This is a genomic window from Gordonia gummivorans (assembly GCF_022513585.1).
Taxonomy (GTDB): domain Bacteria; phylum Actinomycetota; class Actinomycetes; order Mycobacteriales; family Mycobacteriaceae; genus Gordonia.
The window spans coordinates 1-14,392 of sequence record NZ_JAKWBF010000037.1; the positions used below are offsets into that span (position 1 = coordinate 1).

The 14,392-nt window shown below is 63.3% G+C and carries 24 protein-coding genes and 1 tRNA gene; 23 read left to right on the forward strand and 2 right to left on the reverse strand.

The genetic code is table 11. The annotated features are described in order from the left end of the window. A tRNA-Ser gene (locus MKW15_RS21020) sits at window positions 1-70 on the reverse strand. Window positions 71-171: 101 nt separating this feature from the next. Between MKW15_RS21020 and MKW15_RS21025 the strand changes: the two genes are divergently transcribed. Then, window positions 172-1,422, forward strand: coding sequence for a tyrosine-type recombinase/integrase (locus MKW15_RS21025; RefSeq protein WP_240861737.1), 1,251 nt, complete (start codon window positions 172-174; stop codon window positions 1,420-1,422). 163 nt (window positions 1,423-1,585) lie between these two features. Here the strand turns inward: MKW15_RS21025 and MKW15_RS21030 are convergent, their stop codons facing one another. After that, complete coding sequence (locus MKW15_RS21030) at window positions 1,586-1,843, reverse strand: helix-turn-helix domain-containing protein (RefSeq protein WP_240861740.1); 258 nt, start codon at window positions 1,841-1,843, stop codon at window positions 1,586-1,588. A 121-nt stretch (window positions 1,844-1,964) separates the two neighbouring features. Here MKW15_RS21030 and MKW15_RS21035 point away from each other — a divergent pair, with 121 nt between their 5' ends. From MKW15_RS21035 to MKW15_RS21135, 22 genes are all read left to right on the forward strand, one after another. Beyond that, window positions 1,965-2,195, forward strand: a complete 231-nt coding sequence (locus tag MKW15_RS21035) for a helix-turn-helix domain-containing protein (protein WP_240861742.1) — start codon at window positions 1,965-1,967, stop codon at window positions 2,193-2,195. Then, complete coding sequence (locus MKW15_RS21040) at window positions 2,192-2,389, forward strand: helix-turn-helix domain-containing protein (RefSeq protein ID WP_240861744.1); 198 nt, start codon at window positions 2,192-2,194, stop codon at window positions 2,387-2,389. Before MKW15_RS21035 ends, MKW15_RS21040 begins: the two co-directional genes overlap by 4 nt. After that, window positions 2,386-3,174: a phage antirepressor KilAC domain-containing protein gene (locus tag MKW15_RS21045; RefSeq protein WP_240861746.1), complete on the forward strand. Its 789-nt coding sequence runs from the start codon at window positions 2,386-2,388 to the stop codon at window positions 3,172-3,174. Before MKW15_RS21040 ends, MKW15_RS21045 begins: the two co-directional genes overlap by 4 nt. Then, entirely contained in the window at window positions 3,171-3,533 is a 363-nt protein-coding gene (locus tag MKW15_RS21050) for a hypothetical protein (RefSeq protein WP_240861748.1), read from the forward strand. Before MKW15_RS21045 ends, MKW15_RS21050 begins: the two co-directional genes overlap by 4 nt. A gap of 1 nt (window position 3,534) precedes the next feature. Beyond that, window positions 3,535-3,795, forward strand: a complete 261-nt coding sequence (locus MKW15_RS21055) for a hypothetical protein (protein ID WP_240861750.1) — start codon at window positions 3,535-3,537, stop codon at window positions 3,793-3,795. Beyond that, entirely contained in the window at window positions 3,792-4,016 is a 225-nt protein-coding gene (locus tag MKW15_RS21060; protein ID WP_240861752.1) for a hypothetical protein, read from the forward strand. The genes MKW15_RS21055 and MKW15_RS21060 overlap by 4 nt, the downstream gene beginning before the upstream one ends. Continuing rightward, a complete protein-coding gene (locus MKW15_RS21065; protein ID WP_240861755.1) occupies window positions 4,013-4,264 on the forward strand; it encodes a hypothetical protein in 252 nt (83 codons plus the stop codon). The genes MKW15_RS21060 and MKW15_RS21065 overlap by 4 nt, the downstream gene beginning before the upstream one ends. 209 nt (window positions 4,265-4,473) lie before the next feature. Continuing rightward, on the forward strand, window positions 4,474-4,737 hold the full coding sequence (locus MKW15_RS21070) for a hypothetical protein (protein ID WP_240861757.1): 264 nt from the start codon (window positions 4,474-4,476) through the stop codon (window positions 4,735-4,737). Continuing rightward, window positions 4,734-4,997, forward strand: coding sequence for a hypothetical protein (locus MKW15_RS21075; protein WP_240861759.1), 264 nt, complete (start codon window positions 4,734-4,736; stop codon window positions 4,995-4,997). Before MKW15_RS21070 ends, MKW15_RS21075 begins: the two co-directional genes overlap by 4 nt. A 133-nt stretch (window positions 4,998-5,130) precedes the next feature. Further along, window positions 5,131-5,805, forward strand: a complete 675-nt coding sequence (locus tag MKW15_RS21080; protein WP_240861761.1) for a lambda exonuclease family protein — start codon at window positions 5,131-5,133, stop codon at window positions 5,803-5,805. Window position 5,806: 1 nt separating this feature from the next. Further along, window positions 5,807-6,301 (forward strand): NUMOD4 motif-containing HNH endonuclease, encoded by a 495-nt coding sequence (locus MKW15_RS24700; protein WP_374247753.1) that lies wholly within the window; start codon window positions 5,807-5,809, stop codon window positions 6,299-6,301. Then, complete coding sequence (locus MKW15_RS21085; RefSeq protein ID WP_240861763.1) at window positions 6,298-6,885, forward strand: hypothetical protein; 588 nt, start codon at window positions 6,298-6,300, stop codon at window positions 6,883-6,885. The genes MKW15_RS24700 and MKW15_RS21085 overlap by 4 nt, the downstream gene beginning before the upstream one ends. Then, window positions 6,882-7,583, forward strand: coding sequence for a hypothetical protein (locus MKW15_RS21090; RefSeq protein WP_240861766.1), 702 nt, complete (start codon window positions 6,882-6,884; stop codon window positions 7,581-7,583). Before MKW15_RS21085 ends, MKW15_RS21090 begins: the two co-directional genes overlap by 4 nt. Then, window positions 7,580-7,876, forward strand: a complete 297-nt coding sequence (locus MKW15_RS21095; RefSeq protein WP_240861768.1) for a hypothetical protein — start codon at window positions 7,580-7,582, stop codon at window positions 7,874-7,876. The genes MKW15_RS21090 and MKW15_RS21095 overlap by 4 nt, the downstream gene beginning before the upstream one ends. Further along, window positions 7,869-8,405 carry an HNH endonuclease gene (locus MKW15_RS21100; RefSeq protein ID WP_240861770.1) on the forward strand — a complete coding sequence of 179 codons (537 nt, stop codon included), beginning with the start codon at window positions 7,869-7,871 and terminating at the stop codon, window positions 8,403-8,405. The genes MKW15_RS21095 and MKW15_RS21100 overlap by 8 nt, the downstream gene beginning before the upstream one ends. Further along, window positions 8,398-8,832, forward strand: a complete 435-nt coding sequence (locus MKW15_RS21105; RefSeq protein WP_240861772.1) for a hypothetical protein — start codon at window positions 8,398-8,400, stop codon at window positions 8,830-8,832. Before MKW15_RS21100 ends, MKW15_RS21105 begins: the two co-directional genes overlap by 8 nt. Beyond that, window positions 8,829-9,254 carry a hypothetical protein gene (locus tag MKW15_RS21110; RefSeq protein ID WP_240861775.1) on the forward strand — a complete coding sequence of 142 codons (426 nt, stop codon included), beginning with the start codon at window positions 8,829-8,831 and terminating at the stop codon, window positions 9,252-9,254. Before MKW15_RS21105 ends, MKW15_RS21110 begins: the two co-directional genes overlap by 4 nt. Before the next feature lie 264 nt (window positions 9,255-9,518). Beyond that, window positions 9,519-12,032: a DNA methyltransferase gene (locus MKW15_RS21115; RefSeq protein WP_240861777.1), complete on the forward strand. Its 2,514-nt coding sequence runs from the start codon at window positions 9,519-9,521 to the stop codon at window positions 12,030-12,032. Next, window positions 12,029-12,190 (forward strand): hypothetical protein, encoded by a 162-nt coding sequence (locus MKW15_RS21120; protein WP_240861779.1) that lies wholly within the window; start codon window positions 12,029-12,031, stop codon window positions 12,188-12,190. Before MKW15_RS21115 ends, MKW15_RS21120 begins: the two co-directional genes overlap by 4 nt. Before the next feature lie 100 nt (window positions 12,191-12,290). Further along, on the forward strand, window positions 12,291-12,944 hold the full coding sequence (locus MKW15_RS21125) for a hypothetical protein (RefSeq protein WP_240861781.1): 654 nt from the start codon (window positions 12,291-12,293) through the stop codon (window positions 12,942-12,944). Window positions 12,945-13,041: 97 nt separating this feature from the next. Continuing rightward, the gene (locus tag MKW15_RS21130; RefSeq protein ID WP_240861783.1) at window positions 13,042-13,944 is read left to right on the forward strand and encodes a hypothetical protein; all 903 of its coding nucleotides are present in this window, start codon (window positions 13,042-13,044) and stop codon (window positions 13,942-13,944) included. Further along, on the forward strand, window positions 13,941-14,312 hold the full coding sequence (locus MKW15_RS21135; RefSeq protein WP_240861785.1) for a RusA family crossover junction endodeoxyribonuclease: 372 nt from the start codon (window positions 13,941-13,943) through the stop codon (window positions 14,310-14,312). The genes MKW15_RS21130 and MKW15_RS21135 overlap by 4 nt, the downstream gene beginning before the upstream one ends. Window positions 14,313-14,392 lie beyond the last annotated feature (80 nt).

A 14,392-nucleotide genomic window follows, 5' to 3' on the forward strand; every position in this document is an offset into this window, starting at 1 on the left:
TGGAGCCGATGACGGGAATCGAACCCGCGTATTCAGCTTGGGAAGCTGTATATAGGGATATGCTTACGGCAGGTGTCCGCGTCAAACATGCTGGTAGACAAACATTTATGATGCTCTGCTGTAGCGTGGCTGACGCACACATAGGAGTAAGCATAGGAGTAAGTGACATACATGGCCGCGAAGAAGCGCAGCAGCCGCCGGCCGAAAGGCACCGGAGGACTTCACCAACGCGCCGACGGCATGTGGATCGCCCAAGTGTGGCTACCCGACGGCACCCGCTACCAACGCGGCCGACGACGCTACGACGACGCCCGCGCCACCCTCAAAGAGATGCAAGACCAACTCGCCGACGGCATCCTCCCCAACGCCGGCACCATCACAGTCGCCCAGTGGCTCGACCACTGGGTCGACACCATCGCCCGCCCGCGCGTACGGCCCCGCACCCTCGCGTCCTACCGCTCGAGCATCAAGCACCAGATCGTGCCGCACGTCGGCACACGGCAGCTCGGGAAGCTCACCCCCGCCGACGTCCGCCGCATGGTCACCGCAGTGTCCGACGACCACACCACCCGCACCGCACAAGCCGCGTTCGCCGTCCTCGCCAAAGCACTCGGCGACGCCGTGAAGGACGGGAAGATCGGCCACAACCCGTGCGACCGCATGGACCGACCCCAAGCGCGATCCGAGGAACGCCGCCCACTCTCGGTCGACCAGGCCCGCACACTGCTACTGCACGTCGCCCGACAGGACGCGGCGACCGCCTCGCGCTGGTCCCTCGCCCTCCTCACCGGAGCGCGCCAAGCCGAAGTCCTCGGACTCACCTGGGATCGCGTCGACCTCGACGCCGCGGTCATCGACATCGCGTGGCAGCTCGCCAGGCTCAAGCTGAAGACCCGCACCCGGCCCGTCGGTGGCGATCCCGTCTACCCGCGCGACGCTTTCGACGTCCCCGCCACCCTCGACTTCATCCCCATACACTGGACCGCCTGCCTCGTGCCGACGAAGACAGTCGGCTCCCGACGACTCGTCCCCTTGCTCCCGCCGGTAGTGGCTGCACTCCGGGCGCTGCACACCGAGCGCGGCCACCCGACGACGGGGCTGGTGTTCCGCCGCGGCGACGGGGCAGCGATCCAGCCACGCGACGACGGTGCCGCGTGGAAAGCCGTGTGCGTGAAGTCGGGGATCGTCGCCACCGAGGATGACGCACCCGACCAGCACACCGCACGCCACACCGTCGCGACACTGCTACAGGCCGCCGGCGTCGAAGAAGCGACCCGGATGGCGATCGTCGGCCATTCCACGACGACGGCTCACCGCGGGTACGCCCACACATCCACCGACCTCACCAGGGCTGCACTCGGCGAGCTGGAGAAGCTACTCGCCTTGTCCGAATTAGTCCGTTCGGACGGTACTGGCGAGTAGCTTTCCTGTGCCCGTAACGGCATGTCCGGGTGGCCCGATATGTTGCACGTCACAACTGTTGGTCGGGGAAACCCCAGAGTGTTGCGTGGTGTGTGCTGTGAGCGTTGCTGCTATGTCCGATTCATTCGCTGATCTGCTGGGTATCGCGTCCCGGACTGGGGTGTCAGTCGGTCGCTTGCTGCTGGTCACGTGTGCGCGTGACTGCCCGCTCGAACTCTGCGAAATCGACGGCGAACGCGGTCAGTAGCCGCCACAGCACAGGGACGGGGATGGCGCGAGATCCGTCCTCGTAGCGTTGCAATGTCCGTACGGGGACGCCGGCGCGTTCGGCCGTTTCGTCGCGTGACCAGCCGATCCGTGCACGTTCGGCGCGTAACTCTGCGCCTACCGCTTGGTTGAGCGCGTCTTCTGACGTGTCCATGCGGTCCATTATTCGGCCCATTCTGGCATTCGGCAAGTGTGTCATCCAAACAGATGATTGCAATGGACATTGGCACGATCATGCCTTGTAATCGGCCCAAACGGGCCGTAATGTAGCCCGCATGGGCCACCTAGACGCAGTGAACTCCGCGGTCGCGGCACGCGTCATGCAAGTCGCGGCCGAGCGAGGTGTCAGTCACACCACGCTCGCCGACGCCGCTGGCATGACGGAACGCACGCTTCATCGCAGGTTCCTCTCCATCACATCGTTCAAGCTACCCGAGTTGGTCGCCATCGCGGGCGCACTTGGCGTCGGATGGTCCGACCTTATGCCTGACGAGGTGGCGGCATGACCACCACCGAGACCCCCGTCATGCACAAGCTGAGGCGGGCTGCCGAGCTGGTGGACGTGTCCGTCGACACCCTCATCCGCGCAGAGTCTCGCGGCGAGATCGCGTTCAAGTCGTTGGGCGGCTACCGGATGGTGCTGCATTCCGAGCTGGTGCGGTGGGCCGAAGGGTTGCCGTCGACAAGGGATGTCGCATGACCCGCCACCCGGTCGACTCCGGCACCCGCTCCTGCTGTGGCGGTATCGGTGGCCACACGCAGGACTGCAACCCCGTCGCCCGCATGACGCCGGGTGGGCAGGCCACCTACCGCAGGCTGACCCGCCACTACGGGCGCGACGGCATCGTCGCGGCACTCGTCTCGTACGGGCCGCAAGACCCGATCGGCGACTTCACTCGCGCGGTCGGATCACTCACCGATCACTCCCGTCCGGGCTGCTGCCCGGTCGAGAGCGCGCACGCAGGGGATTCTGGGAAGCCTGAGATCGCGGCCGCGCAAACCTACTTCGTCATCAAGACCCGCGAAGCCGAGACCCGCCCCGCGATCAACGGCGGCGACATCACCCGCATGGAACTCATCCAGCTCGCGATGAACGCCGAAACCGAACGACTCGCGCTCGAGGCCAAGAACGCCGAGCTGGAACCGAAAGCCGAGGCGTACGACAACTTCCTCGACGCCACCGGGAAGTACAGCGTCGGCGCGGTCGCGAAGATGCTCGGCACCTCGCAGAACAAGCTGTTCCGTGACCTCCGAAACGCCGGCGTCTTCATCCCGAAGGGATCGATGCGGAACACGCCGTATCAGCAGTACATGCACCATTTCGAGGTGAAAGCGCATGAGTACGAGCGTAACTCGGGGGAGTGGGGCTGCTCGTACACCACCTACGTGCAGCCGTCCGGCATCGACTTCATCCGCCGCAAACTCGGCCTCCCGACGATCGACCCCATCCCCGCACTCGCGACCAACCAGGAGACCGACCGATGAACCGTATCCTTGCCCGCGTCCTCGCGCTCGTGATCGCATCCACCGCGATCGCCGCCGCAGCCGGAACAGCCGACGCCACACCCGGCCACTACACCCGCCATGGTGACGTCCTCGTGACCGTCGCCGCCGTCGGAGGATGCGCCACAGTCACATGGCCCAAGGGCTACACCGAGGAACTGTGCGACGACGTCGACCAGGTGACCCACGAAGACATTGTCCCCGGTGACCGGTTCGGCGCGAAGATCACATCGTGGGGAAACGCCGGCGTCTCATGCCGCGTGCTCGACGTCGAGACGGGCGACCTCGTCCACTCCGCGTCGGGTCTCACCACCGCCGACTGCATCCGAAACGCGGTGTGACATGGGTATCGACTCCGACAACCTCACCGACCGCTACCTGATCCACCTGGAAACCCGGTTGCGTGACGCCGTACACGGCACCGCAACCCAGTTCCGGGAGCTGGCAGACCGACTGGACCGTGAAGCGGACCTGGCACCCCTCGACCGGCTGCCGGTGATCGTCGCCCACGAAGTGGCGTGGGGTGTCGCCAACGCGCGCCTCGACCTACCCGCCCAAGCCTACGCAGACCTCGTGGAAGCACAGAAAGCGGTGGACCAATGACGCATGTCGATATCACGGAGTCGCCGTGGATCCCGGTCGACACCAGCCACGGACCCCACTACCTCCACGTCGGAACCCACACCCGGACAGGCGAACCCGTCTACATCCTCGACGGCAACGGCGACGACACCACCGACCTCCACTTCACCCGGCAGCAACTCGAAACCCTCATCGACGCCGCCATCAACCTACTCGCCCACACACCACGGAGAACACCATGAGAGGCACCATCAACGCACTCATCCTCGCCGCCTGGGTGTGGGCCACCGCCATCATCCTCATCCGGTGGACACCACCAACAGCATCCGACGCACTCGTGTTCATCATCATGGACGCCTTCGCCCTCTGCACCCTCCTCGCGTTGATGCTCCCCCAAACCCGCCACGAAGACACCGAACCCGTTCTGCCACACGCACTCCGCGTGCTCGAACCCATCGACGACACCGACCACTACGACAGCGAGCACTAACCAATGACCCTCGCCGCGCTCTACCAGCACCCGACCGCCCCCACCACCGAAACATCCAGCGTCCGTGAGTGCCCCGTCTGCCGCCGCATGATCGCAGTCTCCGCGACATTCTTCACCCACAAAGACAAGGCCCGCCAACGCTGCCCGATGTCCGGTCAGCCCGCACCCACCAAGTGGCGCAACCGGATGCCCGACTACGGGAGGCGACCATGAGCGGATCGTTTGTCGCCGCGTACGCCGGCCGATGCAAGCACCCCGACTGCGGGCGCTGGTTCGCACAAGGCGAGCTGGTCGCGTACCGGCGTCTCGACCCGCGCGATGAGACGCAAGCCATCATGCACGACGACTGCGCCCAGCAGTGGGACGACGCCAAGAACGGGCTGCACGGTTTGAAGGCTGACGACATTCGACTCCGGCGCGGTGAAACTGTGTGCGGTGACTGTCATCTCGTGCATCGGGGTGAGTGCGCATGAGCAACCATCTGCGGGTCGTGACCGAGACGGAAGCGCTCGGTGTTGCGTGGGCCAGGTTGCAGTCCGAGGTCGACAAGCGTGGCGGAATGACCTCCACCGCGTCATGGATCAAACCGGATGGTGTCGCCCACCACCAGGTGACCGTCCACGGCTTCAACGGCCACGACATGAACACCGGCATTCGCGTGGAGGCCGATGATCTCGCCGAAGCGCTCACCGAAGTCCACAACCGACTCACCCACGACGACTGGGACACCTGATGAGACGGTACCGCCAACCGATCCTCACGTGCGTGAAGTGCGGCGAACGTGTGCACCCGTACCCGCCGCACCACTGCGACAAACCCGACACCAGACCCGACCCATGGGCCGAACCGAACACCGAGGACAACGAATGACACTCACCATCCTGCCCGACGTCATCCAAGGATCAGACGAGTGGCACGACCAGAGACGCGGCATAGTCACCGCGTCAGTCGTCGGCAAACTCGTCACCGCCAAGACACTCAAGCCCGCGAGCAACCCCGAATCACGCGGACTCACAGCGCTACTCGTCGCCGAACGCATCACCGGCTGGACCGAAGCGACCTACATATCCGACGACATGCTGAGAGGCATCGAAGACGAACCCCGAGCCCGCGCCAAGTACGCCGAACACCACGCGCCGGTCGAAGAGGTCGGCTTCATGGTCGAAGACCGGTTCGGCTTCAAGATCGGATACAGCCCTGACGGTTTGGTCGGGGATCACGGCCTCATCGAATGCAAGTCCCGCCGACCCAAGAAGCAGCTCGAGACCATCCTCGCCGGCCACCCACCGATCGAGAACATGGCGCAAATGCAGTGCGGCCTACTGGTATCCGGCCGCGAATGGTGCGACTTCGTGTCGTACTGCGGAGGGATGCCGCTGTGGGTCAAGCGCGTTCACCCCGACCCGAAATGGCAAGAGGCGATCGTTGAGGCCGTCCGCGCATTCGAGGCCAACGCCGCCGAGATGACACGCATCTACGGCGAATCCGTGACCGGACTCCCCAGCACCGAACGAATCATCGAACAGGAAATGGTGATCTGACATGGAGAGATGGAAGGCTGTACCGGGATACGAAGGCAGCTATGAGGTTTCCGACGAGGGCCGAGTTCGGTCGCTGACTCGACGGAAGTTTCACGGTCACCGACACAAGGGGCGGATGCTGCGGCAACCAACGATGCCGCGTGGTTACAAGGTTGTCACCCTATGGCGTGACGCGACTCAGAAGACCGCGCTAGTGCATCGGCTTGTACTCCTAGCGTTCGTGGGTGAAGCGCCCACGGGAGCTGAGGCATTGCACGCAGACGGTGACCCGGCGAACAACTCGCTTGAGAACCTTTCGTGGGGAACGCACTCAGACAACCAGTTCGACCAGGTTGCTCACGGAACGCACCACCATTCATCGAAGACCCATTGTGTCCGTGGCCACGAGTTCACCCCGGAGAACACCTACAACTACCCAGGCCGAAACCATCGCGCGTGCCGAAAGTGCCGGAAGGTCTGGTCGGAGAATCACCAGAAGAGGACGGCCGCCGCATGAGCACAGAGGGATTCGACATCACGCAAACAATCGAGGCCGACTCAACTCAGGTCAACGCGGATGAACTCACCGAGACGCCGCGCGTTGTCACTATCACTGGAGTGGGTAAGGGTACCGCAGACCAGCCGGTGAATATCGAGCTGGCAGAGTTTCCTGGCAAGGCATACCGGCCGTGCAAGTCGATGCGCCGGGTGCTCGTGAATGCTTGGGGTGCAGATGCATCCGCTTATGTCGGCCGGCGCATGGCGATCTTCAACGATCGTTCGGTTCGCTGGGGTGGTCAGGCTGTGGGTGGTGTGCGGATCAAGGCGTTGTCGCACATCGACCAGCCGATCACTCTGGCGCTCACGGTGACTCGCGGGAAGCGTGCGCCGTACAGGGTCGAGCCGCTTCCCGATGAGCCTGCTGTGTCGAAGATTCCGGCGTCGTTCGATGCGAAGATCGCGGCGTCGTCGGCTGAGCAGTGTGTCCAGGCGCGCGAGTATCTGGCGAAGTTCGAGTCGTCGGAGCCGGAGCGTGTGGCCGAGTTGTTGAAGCTGGTGGCTGAGCGTGAGGCTGTCCTGTCGGGTGGTGAGACCGCATGAGCAACCCCCATTTTCGGTTGTATTCAGCCCAGGAGGTCGCTGAGTGGCTTCTCGCTGAGCAGGCTCACCGCTACCGGCAGGATCTCGATCGTCTGGGTGATGAGCGTGATGCGCTTGTGGCGCAGCATGATCGGGACGCGGAAACGATCGGGACGTTGAACGGCCAGATCCTCGAAGCGGCAGACGCTCTGACGAAGGCAATCTCGTTCGAGCACCCAACATTGGTGGGCGGCAAGGGGCTGGTGTCGGCGATCTGCGCGCTTGCTTCCGAGCGTGACGGGTATGTCCACACGGTGCAACGCTATGTCCACACGGTGCAACGCCTCGTCGCTGAGCGTGACGAGGCCCGCTCGATGCTCGCGTTGGCTGAGGGTGTGGCGTCGGCACTGCCCGACCCGGACGCACAGAACGCGGAGCACTGTGAGTTCGCGTCGGAACTGTCCGCGCAACTCCCCCCAACCGGGCCGAATGAAGGGTGGGAGTGGACTGTGGCTCACCGTGGTTTGACAGCGCGGCAATGGGCCGAGCGGGCCAGCCAACTCGAAGCTACCCAGTCTGCCGAGGCGCAACGTGACCGCGAGATCGAAGCGGTGGCAAAGGCGTTCGACCAGGCCGTCGAGTCGGACGTCACTGACCGAGACGCCGCAATTGCGGCCATCGACGCCCTCGATGCTGCACGAGCGGAGGCCGGACAATGAGCGCACGAGAAGAGTTACAGCAGTGGGTGGATCGGCACGCACCGCACGAGATCGAGGGCATGGAGATGTCAGCAACAATGCCCGTCCCCCTCGCACGCCGCGTGCTCGCAGAGGTTGACCGTCTGACCGGGATTGCTGATCAGATCGCTGGTGCCAGAGACGAACTCGTCAGGTTGAAATCGGAGCGAGATGCACGGCTCCAGGGCCTTGTTGCCTCACTGCCTCCGGCGAGCGTGACGATCGAATCCGTGGTCGACAGCCTCACTCGCATCATCGGAGATGGAAATGTCTGATCTGACTGACCGCGCCGAACAGTTGCTCGCGGGGATCACGATTGCCGAGTACCCGAACTACAGGGTCTACACAGACGGCACGGTGTGGAGCGTGGGCACCGATTGGCGTGGCTACGGAATGCGGGAAATGAAACAGATTCCCGATATGTACGGGTACCTGAAGGTGCGTCTAACGAACACCGCAGGCCGGAGGAAAATATCAGTCCACCAAATTGTCGCCGAATCGTTTCTCGGGCCAAGACCAACTCCGGGGCATCAGGTTAGGCACCTGAATGGATGTCGATCGGATAACCGTGCGATCAACTTGGCGTGGGGTACCGCAGCAGACAATGCGCGGGATAGGGATCGGCACGGCATGACTGTTCACGGGGTCGCTCACGTAAACGCGAAACTTTCGCCAATGATCGTCCGCGAATCCAGGGCACGTTTTCGTAGCGGCGAATCCATCAAGGCCATCGCCCGTTCATTTGGGGTTTGCGACAAGACGATGGCCGACGCTATTTCCGGAAGGACTTGGGCTCATGTCTGATAGCGCCGTTCAGAAGGCTAGGGAACTTCTTTCAGAAATCACGCCGGGACCATGGTCCACGGTCCATGGTGCGTGGGGCAACGTCTGGCGTTTCGATGACGACGACTACCCGCAAGGTCCGACTGTCGTTGTCCGGCAGGGACAAATGACCGAGGTTAACGCCCGATTCATCGCCGCCGCACCACAACTGGTCGCGGACCTTATCGCCGAGGTGAAGCGGCTGACACCCCGCGAGATACAACACCAGGAGGTGTCTGTCTACGCCGCGCTCCCCATCGGATCGGTAGTGATGGACGCTCGTCGCGATGTCTACGAACGGTGGACCGATGGCTGGGTTGTCACCGATCTCGCCGAGACCGAATACCAGGACGATGGCGACATGGATTTCCCTCTGGCCGTCCTCTACGTCCCCGAGGTGCAGTCATGAGCGCGGAAGACGTGATCGCCAGGTTGCAGCGAGAGCACTGCGCCACAGTCGACCACTACGGCAGGCGGTGTGCGTGCGGCAACATTCCACGAGGCGACTGCCCGTTTGATTCACCAGAGGCAGAGGGCGAGTGGTATGAAATGCACGCTGACCACGTCGCCGCTGTTGTCCTAGATGCTTTGCGCTCCAACGGATTCGAGGTGGTCGAGTTGCCCGAGCCGATCCACCGCTGCCCACGCGACGCCGCATGGATGACCAAGGACGAAGCGTTGCAGGTGGATTCCGATCGCCGCAGCGGAATCGCGTTGAGCTACCTCGATGTCGACATCCCCGTGTATGGGCCGTGGTCTGCGGTCGAAGCACGCGATCTCGCAGCCGCGCTCCTCGCTGCTGCCCGCCACGCAGAGGAAGGGACACCATGACACTCACACTGACCCGTGAGGTCTCCCGTAGCGACGCAGAAATCGAACCACGGCGTCGGTCACGGTCTCGCCACGTTCGGCCGCTTCCCGTTTCGCCGCTTCCCACACGTCAAACGGCCTGCGCTACCTGGCCGCGTACGTCGCCGCCACCGTCGGCATCCCCCTCGAAAAAGTAACCGAGATAGGCGAATCCGCCGTCAACGCCTGCGACTGGGACGACACCGACCGCTACCTCGCGGCGGCAGGACAGATCGGGAGACAACAGTGACCGACTACAGCAACTTCCTCGCAGCGAAGGTCGACTTCGACTCACGCACCGGATTCGACATCGACCTCGACGACATACACCCGGCACTGTTCGAGCATCAACGCCTGATCGTGCAGTGGGCCGTCCGTGGCGGTCGTCGCGCCATCTTCGCCGCGTTCGGACTCGGCAAGTCGCTGATCCAGCTCGAAACGCTGCGGCAGGTCATGGCGCGCGAGGGCGGGAAGGCCCTGGTTGTGTGCCCACTCGGCGTACGTGGCGAGTTCGCTCGTGACGCCCGAATCCTTGGGCTCGACACCAGGTTCATCCGCCGCGACAGCGAGGTCGACGGGCCTGGCCTGTACATCACCAACTACGAGAGCGTCCGCGACGGAAAACTCAACCCGTCACAGTTTGTGGCCGTGTCCCTCGATGAGGCCGCGATCCTCCGCTCGTACGGATCGAAGACCTACCAGACGTTCCTGCCGATGTTCGCTGACGTCCAGTACCGGTACGTCGCCACCGCCACACCCTCGCCGAATCGGTACAAGGAACTCATCCACTACGCCGGCTACCTCGGCATCATGGACACCGGCTCGGCGCTCACCCGATTCTTCAAGCGGGACAGCACCAAAGCGAACAACCTCACCCTGCACCCGCACCACGAGAAGACGTTCTGGCTGTGGTTGAACTCGTGGTCGATCTTCCTGCAATCCCCGGCCGACATCGGGTGTGATGCCACCGGCTACGACCTGCCCGAGCTTGATGTCATCTGGGATGAGGTGGAAGCCGACCACGCGGCGGTGACGTTCGACCGTGATGGCTCGGCGCCACTCTTCAAGGGCACAGCACTGTCGATGGTTGACGCTGCGAGGGAGAAGCGAGACACCCTCGACGCACGTGTGGCGAAAATGGCCAGGCTCGTTGCCCAACACGATGCTGTCACCGATGGCGACCAGATCATCCTGTGGTGCGACCTCAACGCCGAACAGGACGCCATCGAGGCTGCCATGCGCAATCTCGGATTCAGCTACTCATCCATCTACGGCGCCCTCGACCCCGACGAATCGGAGCGACGCCTACAAGAGTGGCGGGACCGAAAAACCAAGGTGCTCATCGGCAAGCCGATCATGCTCGGCGTCGGCGTCAACCTCCAGCAATGCAACACCGCCATCTACGTCGGCATCACCCACAAGTTCCACGACTTCATCCAATCCGTGCATCGGGTGCAGCGATTCGGGCAGACCCGACGCTGCCGCATCACCATCATCTACGCCGACAGCGAGCGCGAAGTGAAGGCTTCCCTGCTCGAAAAGTGGTCACAGCACAAGGAATTGACAACCAACATGACCCGAGTCATCAACGAACACGGCCTATCCAACACGTCGATCGCCGACGCCCTGAAGCGGTCCATTGGGGTCACCAGATCGGAAGTATCCGGTGAGGGCTGGCTACTGGCGAACAACGACTGCATCCCGGAAACCCGGTCTATGGAAACGGGTTCGGTTGACCTGATCGTCACCTCCATCCCGTTCGGAAACCACTACAGCTACAGCAACACAGTCGAAGACCTCGGATACACCGACGACAACCAGCACTTCTGGCAGCAGATGGACTACCTCACACCGGAGCTGCTGCGCATCCTCGCACCCGGCCGCGTCTACGCCTGCCACGTCAAAGACCGCATCCTGTTCGGCAACGTCACCGGCGCTGGAATCCCTACCGTCGCACCGTTTCACGCAGAGGCGATCTTCCACGCACAAAAGCACGGCTTCGACTACATGGGCATGATCACCGTCGTCACCGACGTCGTGCGAGAGAACAACCAGACGTATCGGCTGGGCTGGTCTGAGCAATGCAAAGACGCCACCAAAATGGGCGTCGGGTCACCGGAATATGTTCTGCTGTTCCACAAGCCGCAGACGAACCGCGAGAAAGGCTACGCCGACACCCCGGTCACAAAAACGAAGGACCTGTACACCCGCGCCCGCTGGCAGGTCGACGCACACGCATTCTGGCGCTCGTCGGGCGACCGGCTGCTGACCACAGACGAGTTGGCCGAACTGGGCCCAGAGAAGCTGTCCAAGCTGTTTACCGAACAGACGCTACGGAAGGTATACGACTACGAATCGCACGTGCGCATCGGGGAAGAGCTCGACGGCCGCGGCTCCCTGCCCGCCACGTTCATGTCACTGGCGCCGGCGTCATGGCGTGACGACGTGTGGCACGACGTCAACCGAATGCTCACCCTCAACGGCGAGCAGTCGAAACGCAATGTGGAACAACACATCTGCCCGTTGCAGTACGACATCGTTGACAGACTGATCACCAGGTTCTCCAACCCTGATGAGTTGGTGTTCGACCCGTTCTGCGGACTCGGCACCGTCCCACTCCGAGCGCTCAAGGCCGGTCGCCGCGGCCGGGGCGTCGAGCTGAACGCAGCCTACTGGCTCGACTCGGTGAAGTACCTCGAAGCAGAGGAACGCAGACACGATCTGCCGACACTGTTCGACCTGAGCGACGAGGCCTCATGACCGCCCTCGCTGAGGTTGTGGGCCGGATCGAACCCGAATGCTCCTGCTCCTGCCACGACATCCAGGACGGCTGGTGGTGCGGGCACTGCTGCAACCCCGACCACGGTTGCCCGTGCGTGCGTGGCGGCGAATGCGCGTGGGAATGGAACGGCACCTGATGGCCCTCGGCGACTACCCCTGCACACGATGCGGCCGGCGACTACCCGCCACCACATGGCGGCCCAGACAGTGCATCGACTGCCAGATGAAGGAGAAGTGATGGGCAGCAAACTTGCACTTGCACCCTGCGGCACAGTGAGCGCATACAACCGCCACCTCCGACACAGCGAAACACCATGCGAGCCATGCTTCGCCGCCAACCGCGAATACCAACAGCAACGCCGCGACCGCACCCGACCAACACGGCAGCCGCGCGAAACCGGCACCCACAGCGACGAACACGCGAAACGGGAAATCCGCGTCGGACAGATGGCAGCCGCAGGAATCCCCGCACGCCACATCGCCACCGAACTCGGATGCACCACACGCCAAGTCATCGCCGACCTCGAAGCCATGGGCGTCCGAATCATCCGCCACCGGCAGCCCAAACCACCCAACGGCGCGCTCGGCATCGGCGAACACTGCGGCAAAGAACGCGGCTACCAAGCACACCGACACCGCAAAGAACCCGCCTGCGAACCATGTATGGCCGCACACCGCAAGGTTGAATCCGATCGCGCCTGGATCAAACGTAACAACTGTCCACCATGCGCCGGCAGCGGACACCCACCCGAACGACCGTCTGATCCCGGACCCAAACGCGGCCCCACCGGCATCTGCGTCGAGTGCGGGTCCATCCAACAAGTCCGGCGCGACGGCACCATCCGACGACACATACCAGCGCGAGCACAACAGGAGGGCGCACCGTGGTGAACAAATGGAAGTACTTCTGCGGATGCTGTTGGACACGCATTCGCCAATCCCAGGAACACGCACAGCGGATCGTCTCCAGGTGGGAGGCAGAGGCGTAGTGGCCGCAACCGGGAAAGATCACGCCAGGGTCAACCTCACGATCTGGGGCGACGACGACTGGCTCGACCTCACGCCGCCAGCTCAGCATCTGTACCTCGTTCTCTGGTCGTCCCCAGGATTGTCGTACTGCGGTGCGGGAGAGTGGAAGCCAGCGAGGATCGCTCAGCGCGCGAATGGCTGGGGTCTCGCTGCGATCGAGAGGGCCGCCGCTGAACTGTCCAGCCGGCTGTTTCTGCTCATCGACACAGACACCGAAGAGTTCCTACTCAGGTCGTGGATCAAGCACGACGGCCTGTGGAAGCAGCCGAACATGTCGGTGTCGATGGCGAACGCCCGTGCCGACCTTGCCTCCCGCGTATTGCGTGGGGCGGTCGTGTGGGAGGTGAAGAAGCTACACCGGGAGTGCCCTGACATGTCCGGCTGGAAGCGGGATGCATTGGTGGATCTGCTCGCGCAGAAGGCGGTCGACCCGGCCACCATCCCCACCTTTAACCCCACGACTAACCCCTCGCCTGACCCTCCTGTTAACCCCACGCCTAACCCCTACGGGCAGGTCGACGTTGACCCCCCGGTTAACCCCGGCCCTACTCCAGCTCCTTCTCCTTTCTCCTCTCTCCTTCTCCATGGGGGTTACGTAAGTACGGAAGGTAACGACGCGCGATCCGCCGCCCCCCCACCCCCAAATTGCCCGAATCACCCCGAAGGCACCGACCGTCCATGCGGTGCGTGCAAGACCGCACGACTCGCCCGCGAGAACTGGGACGCCGACCAGACACGCACCGAAGCTGATCACCGCAAAGCCATCCGACAAGCGATCAACGACTGCCCCCTGTGCGACGACATCGGATGGGTCAACGGCGTCGAACCGGTCCGCAAGTGCACCCACCAGGAGACCGCATGAACTACACCATCACCCTCCCCATCCCGAGACCACTACTCACCACCAACCAGGCCCGATCCCAGCACTGGCGCAAAGCCCACCGCGCAAAAGCCGAAACCGAAATGCTCGTCCGCGCTGCTCTCGTCAAAGCATCTGTGAACCCCATTGACCACCCGATCACCGTCACCGTCACCTGGTACGCGCCGGACCTGAAACGCCGCGACAGCGACGCGCTTGATTTCACGAAGAAAGCAATCCTCGACGCGATGGTGAAGGCGGGGACGATCCGCGACGACAACTGGCGGTGGGTTCGATCCTCGACCACTGCGGTGGAACTCGACCGCGACCACCCGCGCATCGAAATACAGATCACGGAGGCCACCCGATGACATCCATGCACGCCCGACCGCAAGGTGCCACACGCGAAGGCATCCTCTGGTGGTACCGCCAGTTCGCGCGTGTCACCGCA